The sequence below is a fragment of the Pseudoalteromonas marina genome, assembly GCF_000238335.3.
Classification (GTDB): domain Bacteria; phylum Pseudomonadota; class Gammaproteobacteria; order Enterobacterales; family Alteromonadaceae; genus Pseudoalteromonas; species Pseudoalteromonas marina.
Genome location: NZ_AHCB03000005.1, coordinates 730,765 through 746,768 on the forward strand (window position 1 = coordinate 730,765; position 16,004 = coordinate 746,768).

Consider the following 16,004-nt stretch of genomic DNA (forward strand, 5'->3'; position numbering starts at 1 on the left):
TAATCCCTTATTTGAACACAGGTTTACCATATTGTTAAGTAAATGTTTACTGTAGCTAATACATTATTGCTAATTTGGTTGCTAAATATGCAGTTAGCCTGTGTAAATCAAATAAAGCGTTATTAAGCCTTGAGTATCATCACTTTACTCAGTTATACTGCTTGCACGCTCTGAATGAGTTTACTAATTCAGGGGCTGATTAGGATTCGACGGAATTCAAGAAGCCCAAGGTGCATGTCGAGGTGCGGTTTGCCTCGTAAAAAAGCCGCAATCTAAAGTAATCGCAAACGACGATAACTACTCTCTAGCAGCTTAGGCTGGCTAGCGCTCCTTCCATGTATTCTTGTGGACTGGATTCTGGAGTGTCACCCTAACACCTGATCGCGATGGAAACCCTGGCCGGGGTTGAAGCGTTAAAACTAAGCGGCCTCGCCTTTACTTACCGTGTTTGTCCGGGATTTAAAGGTTAATTAAATGACAATACTAAACATGTAGTACCGACGGTCGAGGCTTTTCGGACGGGGGTTCAAATCCCCCCAGCTCCACCAATAACGGTTTTTAAATTCGTTTGTTTAAAAACCCTAAAAAACCCGCAACTTGAGCAATCAAGTTGCGGGTTTTTTTATGTGGTTAATAAAAGCTATTATGATTCTCTTATTGTGCGTAGCTTCATTTTTATCACAATGATCATTAATATAAGTAGTGATAAAACACTAATTGATAGCGTTAAGTTAATTACGGCGTTGTTGGGCTGATTAACTTTAGGGTGTGCGTTTCCATTTTGCTGCTGCCTAATATAACGCTGGCTTATCCAGTCTACGGCGTTGATCCATTGTACTTTATTAGGATCTGTATTATTGAGTGTACTCATTGTATGTGCGTCATTATTTAAACTTTTTGCTAAATTAATGAGTTGCAACCAAAACGCATTTTTCTCACCTAAGTCGTCTATTTCTTGCAGGCGAAGGTTTAATTTTTCTCCTCCCATTTTTTCAATATTAGGCTGCTTTACACTGTCGGCATAGCTATTAATTAATAGAGAAAACCGATTGAACTGCTCGCTATCGTGGCTTTGCTGTGCATTATTATTGGCACTCAAATTCGTTTTTTGTTGATTACTAACTGCCTTTTGCTCAGTTATGTACTGTTTGTAATCTTGGTAGGTTAAGCCTGTTAACGTGTTACTTTGTGATTCACTCATTGTATTTGAAAGCAAATTATAGCTAAGAGTAAGGCCCGTAATTGTCATAACTAACAGGGCTATATAGCAAAGATAGAGTAGGCTTTTTAGTGAAGATCGCTGTAGCTTTACTTTGTCGTTTTTGTAACGCGTAATTATAGTTTGTATAGAATTAGTTTTTTTCTGCAGTAGTGTACGTTTTGAATTAGACGTTTTATGTTCTTCTGCATCATCATGTTTTGTTAATTTTTTTAACGCTAAAGGATACTGCTTTGCTGTAAGAGCGGTAGATTGATGCAGTTCAACTCGTGTTATTAAGCCCATTTTTTTTAGTGACGATTCTGCTTTAACGGCTTCAATACTCGTTAGATCTTTTTTTAATGCGTAAGATTTACCATCAAACAACTTTATAGCAATAGTGTGGGGAATATTTAAAAATTGGCTAAGTTGTTTTTGTACCAATGAAATATTGGCATGTTGGTGTAGTTGGCCATTAAAAATAATTTTAAATGTAGCGCTCACTTTAATTCCTTTGTTTTCATTTCCCTTAAGGAGCTTTTTTTATCTATATACATAACATAAACTTAACAGATTAAGGCCCTGTTTTCTATATTCCTCACTAATGATTTTTTATTAATAATTTAATGTGCTTAAACTTAATACAGTAAAGTGACTTTACGAGAAGGAAATTTGAAAGGTGGAGGGATAATAGATTACGTTTAGGTCACAGAGCGCTGCTCACTTGAGGCTTATCGTCAAGGGATTCTATTGCTAATTTATTAACTCTCACAGGCAATGCTTTGGTTTGCAGTTGTTGACGTGGTTAGAGGGTAAATTGTTTGGGGTAGCCTTATGGCTGTTGTGGCGTATCTAAATGATTTGTTCTTTTTGAATTAAATATTAGCAGCTTGTTTTGAGTGTCAGCTGTTTAGTTAACTTGCTAATAGTTGAAAGTGTTGCCCCATTAACGCTTTTGTTAATGGAGCACTTTGGCTATTTAACCGCAGATTTAATGGCAGTATCACCGTCAAAAAGTTCAAAAATACGGTTCTTTTCAAACGAATTGGTTGCGATATGCAGCAGTGCATTGGCTACATTTTCACGACTAATTTTAGCCTTATCTTGGTCATCAGGGCGCTGTGTTGTCACTTTCATTGATGCGCTTTCATCAGTGAGCGTACCCGGGCGAACAATGGTGTAATTTAAACCACTACTGGCAAGGTGTTCATCGGCCATGTGCTTGGCAACTAAGTATGGTTTTAAATCACTTTCTATTGCGTCAGGGTTATCTGCACCTATTGAGCTGACCATAATAAAGTGCTTAACGTTATTGTTTTTTGCGTAATTAGCCGCTTTTGCTGCAGCCCATAGATCAATTAATAGTGTTTTGTCGTCGCCGGTGCTTCCACCAGAACCAGCCGCAAAAATTACTTGATCACAACCTTTAATAGCTTCACTAAAATCACCTTCTAAATCTTGCTCTACAATATTTAAAAACGGGCTTTCTAAATCACTTAGCTTAGTTTTATCACGAACAAGGGCGGTAACATTTTGTTCGTTCTTAAGTAATAACTCCGTTGTCATTTTACCAATTTGACCACTAGCGCCAATAATTAAGGTCTTACTCATAATTAACTCCTTTCACTTGTTAGTAAATGTATTTGCTTACAAGTAGACCTTGGGCTTAAAAATTGTTTTTAAAGGGCAAAAATAGACATTAACGTATTAATTTTAAAAAACATTTAATATAAAAAGAGTACCTTAACTGAGTATGAAAATGAGTAGTTATATTTGTGTTTTTCTATAATATTTTTTCAATCATTATACTCACTTCGGTCACATAGTTACGGTGGTATAAGCTAATACGTACTTTACGATTTTGGTAATTGTAATAAAGGGTGCGGTAGTTTTCACTGCCGGTTATCTTCAATGGGTCACCTAATTGTTGCTGATAAAAGTCTGTAATGGAGGAAATAGACTGCGTTAAATACCCAGTTTTAACAAGTGGGTATTCATCTGTTACTTCCATAGTTGTTACAAACTCATCTGGCACTGCAATATCAATAACATTTATGGCAAGTGTTTTAAAAGAGGTAAACAATAACAGCGATAGTATAATTAATTTTTTCATTGTGACTCTTTAAGTTCCTTTTATTAAGAACAGTTTACCCAAATAGTGGGCTTTGTCATTTATATTTTATTACGAATTAAATCTCTTACAATAAAGCGAGCGGGGTGTATAGCTTGGCTTACTCGCTCGCTGAGTGGGCGCGGCTCGTTTGCTAAGCAGCTAATAAAATGTTCAGCACACAGTGGTGCGCTGCACAAGGCACGAGCTCCAAAGCCCGTAAAAATATGTAGCCCTTGTTGAGGGTGATTGAGAGGCAAATATTGATAACGCTTACCCAATCTCAGGTTTGCAAATGCATTTGTAAAATCGCTTTGTTCACACCATTGCCCAGCCATTGGCAAGTGGTCGATGAATGTGCACCTTACTGCTGCTTTTGCAGAGCTTACTTTTCCTAACGTTGTAGCAAAGTCGCTATGATCGTAAAAGTTTATGAGTTGAGCACGGTTAGTGTGGTTATCCTCATCTGAAACATGGCGACTTTTACTGTTTTTATCAAATGTAGCGCCCATGCAATGATGGTCTAAATAAGCTGGTGTAAAGTAGCCTTTATGGCAAAGTACCGTTTTAAGCTTTCGAGATTCAGGACTTGCTTGAACATGCGATACTTGCCCGCGCACGCCTACAATAGGAAGTGATTTTGTTTGCTCAAATGTGTCGCTGTGCTCACCTGTGCAAATAATAACATCGCTAAATGGGCCAAACTGTTGATTATTGCTTGTTAAAACCCAGCCGTTTGCTGTTTTTTCTATGTTTACTATATTGCAATTAAAGTGGCTGTTGTGGGGCATTAGCTTATTGGCCGCGCCTAGCATTGCATTAACGAGTTGTGGTGGATTAACCCAGCCACCTTGTTCAAAATAAACACCAGGGTACCCAGTTTGAACGCCGGCTATTTCATCGCCTTGCTCTGCGGTTACGTTTTGCATAAGTTGCTTTGGCCAAAGTTGCTTTTGAGCAAGGTTTTTGTGTTTATCAGCAAGGGGCTTTTTTACTGCATGTTGCAAAACACCACACCATTGATGATCAAAGCTAAATCCATCATTTAATAATTGCTGGTAAACGCGCTTTGCGTATAAAAAACTATGCGCAAAAAGTTCACTATGCGGTGAATCTTTAGCTTGTAAATGAGGGTACACCGCGCCTTGCACATTATGTGACGCGCCCATGGCTGGCTGCGGGTCTTTGCAGAATAATTCAGCGTTTATACCGCGTTTAGCAAGGCTGTATAAAATACAACTACTGGCTATACCGCCACCAATAATAGCGACGTTATTAAGTTTACTATCGTCTTGATTAAAGTAAGGGGGGGCTGATTGAGCCGTGTTTGCATGTGGTATTTGGCCTATTAGCATGTCTCTTTTTTTGCCAAAGCCTTTGGTTTTAATTGTATCAAACCCGGCTTTTATTAAACCACGGCGCACAAAACCTGCAGCTGTAAACGTAGCTAGAGTTGCCTTTGCTTTTGAAATGTCAGCCATGCTATTAAATAAGCTTTGCTGCCACATTTCAGGGTTTTTGCTTGGGGCAAACCCATCTAAATACCAGGCATCTACAATCCCTGTTTGTGGGTAGCTCATTGTATTAATAGACGCGAGTGCATCGCCAAAATATAAGTCGAGGACAACACGTCCGTTGTCAAACTCAAGTCGGTGACACCCTTGTAAATTAATAGGGTAATGGTTGACGAGTTTTTCACTTAATTTTTGTAATGAAGGCCACGCTTGAAGCGCTTTACTTAAATCGTTAACTTTTAATGGGTATTTTTCAAACGAAATAAAGTGAAGGCGTTTTACACCTTTATCTAATTGATTTTGTGGTTGTTGACGTGCAATATGATCGTTAAAGTGTTGCCATGTATTTAAAAAATTTAACCCAGTACCAAATCCTGTCTCTGCTATTACAAAGTGGGGTTGGTCATGAGTTTGTAATCGAGTTTCTATATTATTTTGCTCATAAAACACATAATGCGATTCGGCAAGACCGTCGTCATTCGAAAAATAAATATCACCAAAGTCATCAGCAAATGGTGTACCTAAATCGTTAAAGTGTATATGTGCGTTTTTAATCATAATTTTTAAATTTACAAAATATATTTTTCATTATTTTACGGGTTTTCTTTGTAATAGTCTGGCGTTATTTATAAGCTAGCAGTTCAGAGTACAAGTGTACGCTAGAAAGCTGACCACTTAAGTGATTAAATTCGCGTAAAATAAAACGCAATTAAGTATTAAGCTAAGGGAATCACCCATGAGAAGAGCCGTAATTACCGGTATCGGTGTTGTATCAAGCATTGGTAACAACAAAGAAGAAGTTTTAGAGTCATTAAAAACAGGTAAAAGTGGTATCGCTTTCAACCAAGAGTTTGCTGACTACAACTTGCGCAGCAACGTATCAGGTAAAATTGATATAAACGTTAAAGACCATGTTGACCGCAAAGCAATGCGCTTTATGGGTGATGCTGCTGCGTACTCTTACATTTCGATGACTCAAGCAATTGAAGACTCAGGGTTATCAGAAGAGCAAGTCTCAAACGAGCGCACGGGTATTATAGTTGGCTCTGGTGGTGGTTCATCTAAATGGCAAGTAGAAGCCGCCGATATTTTGCGTGAAAAAGGCGTAAAGCGTGTAGGCCCTTACATGGTGCCTCGCACTATGGCCAGTACAACTTCAGCATGTTTAGCGACTCCTTTTAAAATAAAAGGGGTTAATTATTCAATTAGTTCTGCATGTGCTACGTCGGCGCATTGTATTGGTAATGCGGTTGAACAAATTCAACTTGGCAAGCAAGACGTTGTGTTTGCTGGTGGCGGTGAAGAACTTCACTGGACGCTTGCAATGGAATTTGACGCAATGGGTGCACTCTCTACTAAATACAACGAAACACCAGAAAAAGCATCGCGCACATATGATGCTAACCGTGATGGTTTTGTTATTTCTGGCGGTGGTGGCATTGTAGTCGTAGAAGAGCTAGAGCATGCATTAGCACGCGGTGCGCATATTTACGCTGAAATAGTAGGGTATGGTGCTACATCTGATGGGTACGATATGGTTGCTCCATCGGGTGAGGGTGCTGCACGTTGTATGCGTCAAGCAATGCAAAATGTAGACTGCATTGATTATCTTAACACGCATGGCACATCAACACCTGTTGGTGATGTTAAAGAGCTTGGTGCAATTCAAGACGTATTTGGTGGTAACTCGCCCATGATCAGTGCGACTAAGGCAATGACGGGTCATGCCCTAGGGGCTGCCGGTGTGCATGAAGCCATTTTCTCTTTGTTAATGCTTGAGCATGGTTTTGTAGCACCTTCAATTAATGTTGATGAATTAGACGAGCAAGCTGTAGGTTTAGATATTGTTACTGAACGCAAAGATGTAGAGCTAAATACAGTGATGTCTAACAGCTTTGGCTTTGGTGGTACAAACGCCACTTTGGTAATGAGCAAATACAAAGCTTAATTACCTACATTTGTTTTTTCGGTAAAAAAAAGGTAAGCCACAATGGCTTACCTTTTTATTATAAAGGGAGTTATTCCCCCTTACTGTGTTCTTCGCGAGCTTGCTCAATTTCGTCTGCAATTTCTTGGGCTTTTTGCTTGGTTTTTTCTGTTAATTCACCTGCGGCTTCTTTACTTTTTATCCATGCATCGATAGCAATTTCCTTACCATCGTCGTACATGTCTAAGCCCATGGCTTTGCTTTGTTGAAGTAACTCGTTTAACGACTCATCATTTTTAAGATCGTGTGTTGTTTCTTTTACTTCATTCCAGGCATCACCTAGTTTTTCTTGCATTTGAGCGCTTTTTTCTTTTGTTTCTTCTTTTACTTCTTTAGCGTCTTCACAACCGGTTAAAGTAATTAAAGTGCCTAATAATGCTAAACCTGCTAATTTGTTCATATGCTATCTCCTCAAGAGATTAATAGTTAATTCCAGATAATTATAGAGTAATGAAAATGAACGTTCCCGTAACAGAGCGGTTAAAGTTTAAATTAATGAACGAGCATGATTGGCAACAACTATATGAGCTTGATCAAGACCCTGCAGTAATGCAATTTTTAACGCGTGGTGTGCCTACAAGTAAAAAACAAATTAGAGATGAGGGGATACCGCGTATGCTTGCATACCGCAATGCTAAAAAGGGTTGGGGGCTTTGGTCTGTGACAACTAAAGACACCAATACATTTATTGGTTGGGTCCTTTTAAGACCTATGGATTTTTTTAGTGAACAACCAAACTTTAGTGATATTGAAATTGGTTGGCGCTTTAAACAAATAAGCTGGGGGCTGGGATATGCAACTGAAGCCGCGAGAGCATTATGCGCAGAGCTCACCAAACAGCCTGATGTTAATTATATTAGTGCCAGTGCGTTAGCAGATAATATAAGTTCTATAAAAGTAATGAAAAAGCTTGGACTAACGTTTGTCAAATCTTACACGCATACTGATGAGCAGGGTGACTTACCTGCTGTTTTATATTCTAAGCGCCTAAAGTAAGACTAAAATCTGCACCTACAAGGATTGACCTAGCCATAAATGCTGTGCATAAATATGGGAAGGTTATACTGCTTATTATTTTTAACTTAACTTTTAAGTGAAACTTCCAACAACTAAAACAATAATTTAAGGACGTTATATGGGCTTATTTTTTTCGCCAACCAAGCTAGTGATAACGAGTGTACTTGTGTTTCAATTCAGTGCATTTCATGTAGCAGCCAAGCAAGTTGCGCAAAGTGCTGTTGCTATGCCTGACTCGTACAGTGCTGATACGGCTAAAAATATATTAGAGCTGGGCGGAAATGCCGTAGACGCAGCTATAGCAGCACAGTTTGTATTGGCTGTAACCCTGCCTGAAGCTGGTAACATTGGTGGCGGCGGATTTATGCTGATCCAAAAAGATGGCAAAAGTGATTTTATAGATTACCGAGAAACGGCTCCAAGCGATGCACACCGAGACATGTACTTAGACGAACAAGGCAATGTAATACCTAATAGATCTATTTATGGCATACACGCAAGTGGTGTACCTGGCAGTGTTGCGGGTATGTGGTTAGCTCATAAAAAACACGGTACTGTAGAATGGAAAAAATTAGTACAACCTGCCGTTACTTTAGCTGAGCAAGGTTTTATTGTGCCACCAAAATTGGCGCAAGGGGTTAGTAATTACATAAGCTATTTAAACGAGCAACAAATAGATGTTAACTTCGAAAAATATTTTGCTGGTTTAAAAGCCAATGAAAAATTTGCACAACCTGAGCTGGCAAAAACATTAAAGCGAATTCGCGATGATGGACAAGCAGGGTTTTATGAAGGCGAAACAGCCAATATTATCGAAAAATTTATGCGTAAGCATGGCGGTATTATTACCAAAGCTGATTTAAAAAACTATACGGCTAAGTCGCGCACACCATTAAAAGCAAGTTGGAACGGGTATGAAGTGCTTACTTCGCCGCCACCCAGTTCAGGCGGTATTGCAATTTTACAATGGCTAAAAATGTATGAACTGCAAAAACTAAATAATGAAGTGGCTCATAATTCGTCGTCTTACGTGCATTTGCTTTCTGAAATAGGTAAACGCGTGTTTGCAGACCGAGCAGAGTACTTAGGTGATCCTGACTTTTTTGATGTGCCAGTAAACGCATTACTCAATGAATTATATTTAAAAAAGCGTATGGCTGATATTTCATTAACCGCGATTTCAACAACCGAAAAAATAAAGCCCGGACTGAAAGAAAGTGAACAAACCACACATTTTTCTATTGTTGATAAAATGGGGAATGCCGTAGCAAATACCACAACTATAAACTTAGGGTTTGGTAGTGGGGTTGTAGTTGAAGGCGCCGGGTTTATTTTAAATGATGAAATGGACGACTTTAGCGCAAAACCGGGTGTTATGAATGCGTTTGGTGCGTTAGGTGGTAAAGCTAATGAAATACAGCCACATAAACGTATGCTTAGCTCCATGACACCGACCATTTTATTAAAGGATAACACAGTAAAAATGGTAACCGGCTCACCTGGTGGTACAACGATTATTAGCTCGGTTTACCAGTCAATTTTAAATGCAATAGAGTTTAATATGAGTGCAGAGCAGGTGGTTAACGTGCCTCGCTTTCATCATCAGCTGTGGCCTAAAAACGTTATACGTGTTCACGAAGGGTTAAATGATGCGGTAAGAGTAGAGCTTCAAAAAATGGGTTACACAATTGACGAGCGCCACTTTGGTGACATGCATGTGATTATTAATAAAGATGGGGAATTAGATGCTGCGTCTGAAAATTCAGGAAGAGGTAAATCAATCGTTTTTTAACTAATTAAAATTAGATTTAAAAAACCGCTTAGTATGTACTAAGCGGTTTTTTATTTACTATGGCTTAGAGCCAGCGAATTGCGTTGGTTACTCGCTCGTTATAGGTATCTAGTGGTGCACCCACACTGGCAACCAAAATGGTATCGGCCTGCGACCCGCGATTGATTTGGCCTTCAAAGCGCTCATCTTGGAAATGATCATTTCCCAAACCAAACGATTTATTTTCTGAAGGTACAATAAATACCGTCATTGGACCAAAGTCCGATTCAAAAATTAAATGTAAGCCTCTTTCCCCTTTAAAATCACAAAACATAGCGTAAGTTATATCGCCAGGAAGCTCATCTATGTGACCACCAAGTACGGCCAGTTTGTCATTGACACTTTGAAGGCTGATAGGGGATTTTTTATCAAGGGCATTTATTTCGTAGTACACATGCGCAAGTGCATGCTCGCCCGCTTCGTGGCCAATATGCTGCTCTGAGCTGAAAAAGAACGCACTCACTGCGACCATGAATGATGCCGCTAAGGCAAGGTGCACACGGTCAAACTTAAAACGCGATTTAGCGTCAACAACATTGGTGCCAGCAGCTTGCTCTTCTTGTAAGGCTTTTTCTTTTAACGATGTATTTAAAATAATACGATCAGCTAAGTTATCAGGCACAGGTATATCGAGTGCATCTTGAAGGTGTTGATCAAATTCTTTCATTTCGGTAATAAAACTTTGTCGCTCAGGGTTGCTCTGGGCAAACTCCATAAGTTCCTTATCTATATCGTTTGGTTGCGCAATAGTGCGGCGACGAAACTCAAGTTCATCCATTATTTTGATGCCCCTTTAAGTTGTTCATCATCACGGCTTAAAGCCTCTTTAAGTTGGTTTCTAGCACGGTATAAACGAGTCATTACCGTGTTTTTATTTAAATCGAGTATGTCGGCAATTTCCTCGCCGGTGCACCCCATTACGACCTGTAATAATAGTGGCTCTCTGTATTCGTCAGATAGCAATCCAATTTGTCGTTGAATAACGGTTTGTTCCATTTCATCATCAAGTGAGTGGCTGGTTTCATCAACTAGCGTATCGTTTTCTACATCACTGTAATCAAACTGTTTACGTTCAAATCGTCGTGCGTTTTCTCTGCGTAAAATAGTCAGTAACCACGGTTTTGCTGCTTTTTGATCGAGTAAAGAATCAAGTGAGCGCCAAGCGCGCAAAAATGTCTCTTGTACTAAATCATCAGCTATGTGCGGATCACGGCACAACCAGTATGCAAAGCGGTAAAGCTCTTTATTATAAACGTGAACTAAGGCTTCATAACGTTTTTGTTTCTCTGCCATATCGATTAAGACCTGATTATTTGATTTTTTATTTCCCAGCATAAGCACTTTTTTACTACTATATTTTTATTTAATGAAAAAAGACTCATACGTAACTTTATTTTAGCTATAAAGGTCTTTTAATACAGTTTGTTGCGAATTTGATGCTTGAGCTTGCTCACTCTCAAGTATTTTTATAATAGCACCAAGGTCACTGTTTGTAGCTTTATTTCCATACAATTGCGCTTGTAATTGAATTACCTCAGTACTCAACTGTGAGTTATTAATCTGTCGGCATAACTCATCAATAGCGCCGGTATCCTGTTTGGTTATTTGTACAGCGTAATTATTTAGCTCATTGTAAAAGGCCTTAACATCACCTGCTTTTTGTATGTTCAACAGCTTTTTTAAACTTGGCTGGCTGCGTGGAGTAGGTAATGGCTTCACTTTTTCAATGGTATTTATATTAGAACGGGTAACCCAATAAAAAATTGCAGTGCCAATCCATAAAATATATCCCAGTAAAGCAACAGGAATAAGCCATAGTGGCGTGTAGCTGCGAGCAGTTTGCATTTGGGCTGATGTATTAGCGTCAGCTTTAGTTTCATCAACGGGTGTGTTCTCAATACTTTGCTCTGTATTTACAGGGGTATTAACAACGGTGCTGCTTGGCGTTACAGTAATTTTACGCGCTGGGAGCGTGGCAAAACTAATACGGTTAATTTTAGTATTGAACCAAGGTAATTTAATTTCAGGTAAGGTGTAAGTGCCCGGTGTTTGTGGCAATAATGCATACGATGCAGTTTGTTGCGAAACAACACGCCCATTTCTTACTGCGTTGTTGTTCTCTTTTTGATCAGGGTAGCTACGGATCCCATTTATTGTTGGCATTTCTATATCTGGGAGTTGCTCTTTGGTGACGCCAAGCGCTGTAAGTGTAATTGTACGAGTTATAGGTGTACCGACTTCAATGGTGTCATCACTTGGTTGCCATTCTTCACCAAGGTTTACCAGCTCACTGGGCAACCATGCTCCTTTGTAATCACTGGGAATAGGTTTAATTTCTATTTGTTGGTCTTCGCCAATTGCAGATACTTCCAACTGGCGATAATTTTGTTGCACTCGGCCCTGAAATACGGGGGCAGCAATAGTATAAGGACCACTTTTTTGGGGTTGAATCAAATACTCTCGAGTAATAACTAGGTAGCGTTTACCATCAACTAATTCGTAACTTTCTGTCTGTTTACCTAGTTGTGTTAGCTGTGCATCTTCCATGCTCGGTGTGCTTAAACTACCATCAAGTAACTCTTTAGCTAAGTATAGTTTTAGTGTGTAAACGCCTGCTTCTTGCACATAAAGTGAATTGCTAGAAAGTGATGTTTTTACAAAAATGTCGTTATTATTGTCAGCGTTTGCAGCACGTTTTGTCACGGTTAAATCAATTGGCTGCGAGCTTAATCCACTTACCGTAAATGAGGGGATAGTGTACTGCCCCTCTGTGCGGGTCATTAATTTAACGCTCCACGTAGTTTGTTTATTAATGCTACCGTTTATGATGTTAGTTCGCGTACTTAAACTTGTTGGGCCGACTACAAAATCTTTCAGCAGTACAGACGTATCGGGTTGTTCACCTTTCACGTTATCGTCTACTGATATATTGAGCATAAAAAACTCCCCCGCCAAAACAGGGTTTTTATCTACGCTCGCTTGAAGTTTTGTCGCTGCGAACGAGGGGATCGCGCATAGTAGCAATAAACAGCAAAATAATCGCATTACCATGATTTTTCTACTCCTGTAGGGCGGCGTTGATATTGTCTTTTTTGGGCTTCGAGTTGCATTTTATTCCGTAGTAAAATTGCCGGGTCGTCCGGTACTTTTCTGAGTAACTGATTAAGCTGCTGGGCTTTTTCTTTTTCTTCATTTGTAAGCTCACTGGCTTGTGCTTGCATTGCCTGTTGTTGCGCTTTTTGTTTTTGCTCGTCGCTAACGGGTTGCTCACTCATTGCTTGCGATTGGGGCTGTTGCTGGTCAGGCTGTTCAGCGTTTTTATTTTCGCTTTGTTCGCTTTGTGGTTGTGCTTGCATATCAGGTTTATTTTGCTCCTCTGATTGCTCACCGGTTTGCCCTTGCTGATCTTCAGAGGGTTCAGACTCTTGCTCTGATTTTTCGCTCGCATCGCTCTGGCTTTGGTTTTCACCTTTTGCCGAGTCGTTTTGCTCATTATTTTGTTGCTCTTGCCCAGATTGTTCGTTATTGGGTTGTTGGTTTTCTTGATTTTGAGATTCATCACCACTTTGTTCTTGCTGGTTTTGCTGTTCTTGTTGATTCAACAGCTGCTCAACTAAGGCTTGGTTATCTGCGGCTTGACTAAAATCACTTTGCAGCGTTTGAGCATGCTTATAAGCGTTTATGGCCTCTTCAAGTTTGCCCGCTTTGGCAAGTGCATTGCCATAGTTATAGTAACCTGTGGCGGACTTATCTTGACCAAATGCATCTAAAGCGGCGTTATAATTGCCTTGTTTGTAAAGCGCTGCGCCTTTTAATTGGTTTGACTTCGCGTTAGCGGCTTTGTCGTATTCTTCATTTTTATAGGCGGTGAGAGCCCGTTGGTCTGTATTTTTTAATAGTGTAGGGAGCTCCAATGCATACGCGTTTTGCTGAGGTAAAAAGGTAAGCAACAAAACCGCGCCTAAAAAGGCAGAGCGCCTGAATAAATACAAACCAAATGGTAACAAGAGCAAAAGCCCGTAAATACCGGCATCAATACGCCACAGTGCTTGGCTTTGTGTTTCATCTTTTAATAACTCACTATTAGCCATTGGCGAAAACGTATTTATGTCGCTATTACTTGGTTGATAGCGTGCAAATTTCCCGCCACTGCGCGTTGCTAAGCTTTTTAGTTGTGAAATATTTATAGTCGGGACCACAATTTGACCGTACCGGTCTTTTAAAAAACCACCTTCAGGTAACTTTATAGGCGCACCTTGCTCTGACCCGACACCATAAATGTTGAGTCTAAATGTTGTGTTATTTATAAAGCTTGTTACATCGCTTTGTTCTTCTTGTTCTATACCATCGGTTATTAAAATAATATCGCCATCAATATAACCTGCCTGATTTAATAACTCTTTTGCCATATCTAGGCCAGCTAAAACATTAGAGCCTTTGTCGGGCATTATATCGGGGCTTAAGCTTGGAATTAAATTGCTGAGTGTTGTGGCATCATTGGTTAGTGGCGATATGGTATACGCAGTGCCAGCATAAGCAACTAGCGCGGTGTCACCTTCTTTAAAAAGCTCAATCATATCAAGGGATTTAAAACGAGCTTGCGTTAACCTGTTTGGTAAAATGTCGGTGCTGTACATTGAATAAGACATATCCATAACGATGACACGAGCACTTTTGCTTTGAAAAACGGGTACCTGTTTTTTTTCAAAGCTTGGGCCTGCACTGAATAAAACCCCTAAACTGCAAAATACAGCTATCAGCCAAAGTGGTTGGCTGGCTTTTGTGTTGGTATCACTGATGACAAATTGGGCTAAGTGCGATGCAATTAATTGCACGTCTGTGGTTTTTTTATGCTTAATTAACGCTACAAAAAATAGGCCAATTGCAGGTATAAGCAGCCATAAAATGGCAGGGCGAATAAATTCAAAATCCATTAGTTTGGCTCCTTTAATGCGCGCAATGTACTTAGCATCACGTTTAAGCTAATTAGTAAAATGGCAATAAGTAGCGGGTAATAAAATAATGAGCTTTGTGGGCGAAAGGTTTTTTCGTCCGCACTAATGGGCTCTAGCTTATCAAGCTCTGCGTAAATCTGTTTGAGGCCCGCTACATCCTTGGCTCTAAAGTAAAGGCCGCCGGTATCGTCAGCTATATTTTTTAGTAGGCGCTCATCTAAATTACTTCCGCCTGAGCCACCCATATTAAATAGGCTAAAGCCACGTGGGTTATCAGAGCCGACACCTATGGTATAGACTTTAATGCCCTCTTCCCGGGCGAGTAATAATGCGTCGTCAGGGTTTAGGTTACCTGCAGTATTTTGCCCGTCGGTTAATAGCACGACGATTCGGTTGCTGTCTTCTTTACTTGCAAAACGTTTAACCGATAAACCAAGTGCATCGCCAATAGCTGTAGCGCGGCCAACTAAACCTATTTGTGCTTCGTTAAGCATTTTAGTTACCGTTTTTAAATCGCGCGTTAAAGGTGTTTGTAAAAACGCCGTATCGCCAAACAAAATAAGTCCAAGTCTGTCGCCAGTGCGTTGTTCTATAAAGTCGCTAAGTACTGCTTTTACCATTGTTAAGCGGTCAACATATTGACCATTGTAGGCCATATCCTGTTCGGTCATCGAGCCAGATAAATCCACCGCAAGCATGATATCTCGGCCTTCATTTGGCAACAAAATAGGCTCGTCTAACCACGTGGGGTTAGCAGCTGCGCTGACAAGTAATAACCAAAGTAGCCATTCAAATAACGATAAACGACGTGATCGAGGTTCAATACTTTGATTACTCAAGCTGTGCTGAGCAAACCCCGGAATTCGTAAGCGAGTATTGTTAGTACTTGCTGCTGGCTTTAGTAATAAAAGCAGTAAAGGTAACGGAAGGAGCAAAAAAAGCCATGGCCAACTAAATTCAAACATATAGCGGCTCCTTTACTTTAAAGTTTTTGATTGCTTGTCGAAATTTTTCACTTAAATCGACATTGTTATTTTCGCTACTGTACAAGCTTAAAATTTCTTGCTCAGTAAACGTGAGTCCACTGAGTGTATTAAGGGTTTCACACCACTGCTTTGTAGGTTGTGTGGCAAGGTGCTTACCGTAATATTCAACAACCAGGCGTTTTAAAATAATATGTAAATGCTGGGGGGATTGCTCTTGTTGACTTAATGATACGGCATAACGTTTTGCTTTTTTAAATTGGTACGCTTTATAAAATGCATACACACCGGTTAAAAGCGTAATGCAAAGTAGAGCAATAATAACCCACCAAGCAGGGGCGAGTGGCCACCAATCAACTTGGTTAGGTGCTATTACATCGTGCAGGCCATCGAGTGGATTGGTTTGCAT

General features: G+C 39.8%; 14 protein-coding genes and 1 other RNA gene. 4 read left to right on the plus strand and 11 right to left on the minus strand.

Translation table 11 applies throughout. The annotated features are described in order from the left end of the window. The first annotated feature begins 191 nt into the window (after window positions 1-191). Window positions 192-548, plus strand: a transfer-messenger RNA (tmRNA) gene (ssrA, locus tag PMAN_RS03445). Between the two features lie 95 nt (window positions 549-643). Here ssrA and PMAN_RS03450 read toward each other — a convergent pair. From PMAN_RS03450 to mnmC, 4 genes are all read right to left on the minus strand, one after another. Continuing rightward, entirely contained in the window at window positions 644-1,702 is a 1,059-nt protein-coding gene (locus PMAN_RS03450) for a hypothetical protein (RefSeq protein WP_010555950.1), read from the minus strand. 471 nt (window positions 1,703-2,173) lie between these two features. Continuing rightward, on the minus strand, window positions 2,174-2,809 hold the full coding sequence (locus tag PMAN_RS03455) for an SDR family oxidoreductase (RefSeq protein ID WP_010555951.1): 636 nt from the start codon (window positions 2,807-2,809) through the stop codon (window positions 2,174-2,176). A 172-nt stretch (window positions 2,810-2,981) separates the two neighbouring features. Further along, window positions 2,982-3,311 carry a hypothetical protein gene (locus tag PMAN_RS03460; protein WP_006793328.1) on the minus strand — a complete coding sequence of 110 codons (330 nt, stop codon included), beginning with the start codon at window positions 3,309-3,311 and terminating at the stop codon, window positions 2,982-2,984. Window positions 3,312-3,370: 59 nt separating this feature from the next. Further along, window positions 3,371-5,380: a bifunctional tRNA (5-methylaminomethyl-2-thiouridine)(34)-methyltransferase MnmC2/FAD-dependent 5-carboxymethylaminomethyl-2-thiouridine(34) oxidoreductase MnmC1 gene (gene mnmC, locus PMAN_RS03465; protein WP_010555952.1), complete on the minus strand. Its 2,010-nt coding sequence runs from the start codon at window positions 5,378-5,380 to the stop codon at window positions 3,371-3,373. 178 nt (window positions 5,381-5,558) lie between these two features. Here mnmC and fabB point away from each other — a divergent pair, with 178 nt between their 5' ends. Continuing rightward, window positions 5,559-6,770: a beta-ketoacyl-ACP synthase I gene (gene fabB, locus PMAN_RS03470; RefSeq protein ID WP_010555953.1), complete on the plus strand. Its 1,212-nt coding sequence runs from the start codon at window positions 5,559-5,561 to the stop codon at window positions 6,768-6,770. A gap of 70 nt (window positions 6,771-6,840) precedes the next feature. Here the strand turns inward: fabB and PMAN_RS03475 are convergent, their stop codons facing one another. Beyond that, window positions 6,841-7,209, minus strand: coding sequence for a hypothetical protein (locus PMAN_RS03475; RefSeq protein ID WP_006793331.1), 369 nt, complete (start codon window positions 7,207-7,209; stop codon window positions 6,841-6,843). Between the two features lie 50 nt (window positions 7,210-7,259). On the opposite strand from PMAN_RS03475, the gene PMAN_RS03480 reads away from it, so the two are divergent. Both PMAN_RS03480 and ggt read left to right on the plus strand, forming a co-directional pair. Beyond that, complete coding sequence (locus PMAN_RS03480; RefSeq protein WP_033034936.1) at window positions 7,260-7,805, plus strand: GNAT family N-acetyltransferase; 546 nt, start codon at window positions 7,260-7,262, stop codon at window positions 7,803-7,805. A gap of 139 nt (window positions 7,806-7,944) precedes the next feature. Continuing rightward, complete coding sequence (ggt, locus tag PMAN_RS03485; protein WP_010555955.1) at window positions 7,945-9,618, plus strand: gamma-glutamyltransferase; 1,674 nt, start codon at window positions 7,945-7,947, stop codon at window positions 9,616-9,618. A 64-nt stretch (window positions 9,619-9,682) separates the two neighbouring features. Here the strand turns inward: ggt and PMAN_RS03490 are convergent, their stop codons facing one another. Genes PMAN_RS03490 through PMAN_RS03515 form a run of 6 tightly spaced genes read right to left on the minus strand, consistent with a single transcriptional unit; the run spans window position 9,683 to window position 16,004 of the window. Continuing rightward, the gene (locus tag PMAN_RS03490; protein ID WP_006793334.1) at window positions 9,683-10,435 is read right to left on the minus strand and encodes a DUF3379 family protein; all 753 of its coding nucleotides are present in this window, start codon (window positions 10,433-10,435) and stop codon (window positions 9,683-9,685) included. Beyond that, entirely contained in the window at window positions 10,435-10,992 is a 558-nt protein-coding gene (locus PMAN_RS03495) for a sigma-70 family RNA polymerase sigma factor (RefSeq protein WP_021032391.1), read from the minus strand. Before PMAN_RS03495 ends, PMAN_RS03490 begins: the two co-directional genes overlap by 1 nt. A gap of 60 nt (window positions 10,993-11,052) precedes the next feature. Next, on the minus strand, window positions 11,053-12,708 hold the full coding sequence (locus PMAN_RS03500; protein WP_010555956.1) for a BatD family protein: 1,656 nt from the start codon (window positions 12,706-12,708) through the stop codon (window positions 11,053-11,055). Beyond that, window positions 12,702-14,591, minus strand: coding sequence for a VWA domain-containing protein (locus PMAN_RS03505; RefSeq protein ID WP_010555957.1), 1,890 nt, complete (start codon window positions 14,589-14,591; stop codon window positions 12,702-12,704). The genes PMAN_RS03500 and PMAN_RS03505 overlap by 7 nt, the downstream gene beginning before the upstream one ends. After that, on the minus strand, window positions 14,591-15,577 hold the full coding sequence (locus PMAN_RS03510; RefSeq protein WP_010555958.1) for a vWA domain-containing protein: 987 nt from the start codon (window positions 15,575-15,577) through the stop codon (window positions 14,591-14,593). The genes PMAN_RS03505 and PMAN_RS03510 overlap by 1 nt, the downstream gene beginning before the upstream one ends. Continuing rightward, a complete protein-coding gene (locus PMAN_RS03515; RefSeq protein ID WP_010555959.1) occupies window positions 15,570-16,004 on the minus strand; it encodes a DUF4381 domain-containing protein in 435 nt (144 codons plus the stop codon). Before PMAN_RS03515 ends, PMAN_RS03510 begins: the two co-directional genes overlap by 8 nt.

Coding starts and splice junctions, on each gene's coding strand:
- PMAN_RS03460 (WP_006793328.1), bottom strand. CDS start 3,311: ATGAAAAAATTAATTATACTATCGCTGTTATTGTTTACCTCTTTTAAA.
- PMAN_RS03500 (WP_010555956.1), bottom strand. CDS start 12,708: ATGGTAATGCGATTATTTTGCTGTTTATTGCTACTATGCGCGATCCCC.
- PMAN_RS03480 (WP_033034936.1), top strand. CDS start 7,260: ATGAAAATGAACGTTCCCGTAACAGAGCGGTTAAAGTTTAAATTAATG.
- PMAN_RS03505 (WP_010555957.1), bottom strand. CDS start 14,591: ATGGATTTTGAATTTATTCGCCCTGCCATTTTATGGCTGCTTATACCT.
- ggt (WP_010555955.1), top strand. CDS start 7,945: ATGGGCTTATTTTTTTCGCCAACCAAGCTAGTGATAACGAGTGTACTT.
- PMAN_RS03515 (WP_010555959.1), bottom strand. CDS start 16,004: ATGCAAACCAATCCACTCGATGGCCTGCACGATGTAATAGCACCTAAC.
- PMAN_RS03475 (WP_006793331.1), bottom strand. CDS start 7,209: ATGAACAAATTAGCAGGTTTAGCATTATTAGGCACTTTAATTACTTTA.
- PMAN_RS03455 (WP_010555951.1), bottom strand. CDS start 2,809: ATGAGTAAGACCTTAATTATTGGCGCTAGTGGTCAAATTGGTAAAATG.
- PMAN_RS03490 (WP_006793334.1), bottom strand. CDS start 10,435: ATGGATGAACTTGAGTTTCGTCGCCGCACTATTGCGCAACCAAACGAT.
- fabB (WP_010555953.1), top strand. CDS start 5,559: ATGAGAAGAGCCGTAATTACCGGTATCGGTGTTGTATCAAGCATTGGT.
- mnmC (WP_010555952.1), bottom strand. CDS start 5,380: ATGATTAAAAACGCACATATACACTTTAACGATTTAGGTACACCATTT.
- PMAN_RS03495 (WP_021032391.1), bottom strand. CDS start 10,992: ATGCTGGGAAATAAAAAATCAAATAATCAGGTCTTAATCGATATGGCA.
- PMAN_RS03510 (WP_010555958.1), bottom strand. CDS start 15,577: ATGTTTGAATTTAGTTGGCCATGGCTTTTTTTGCTCCTTCCGTTACCT.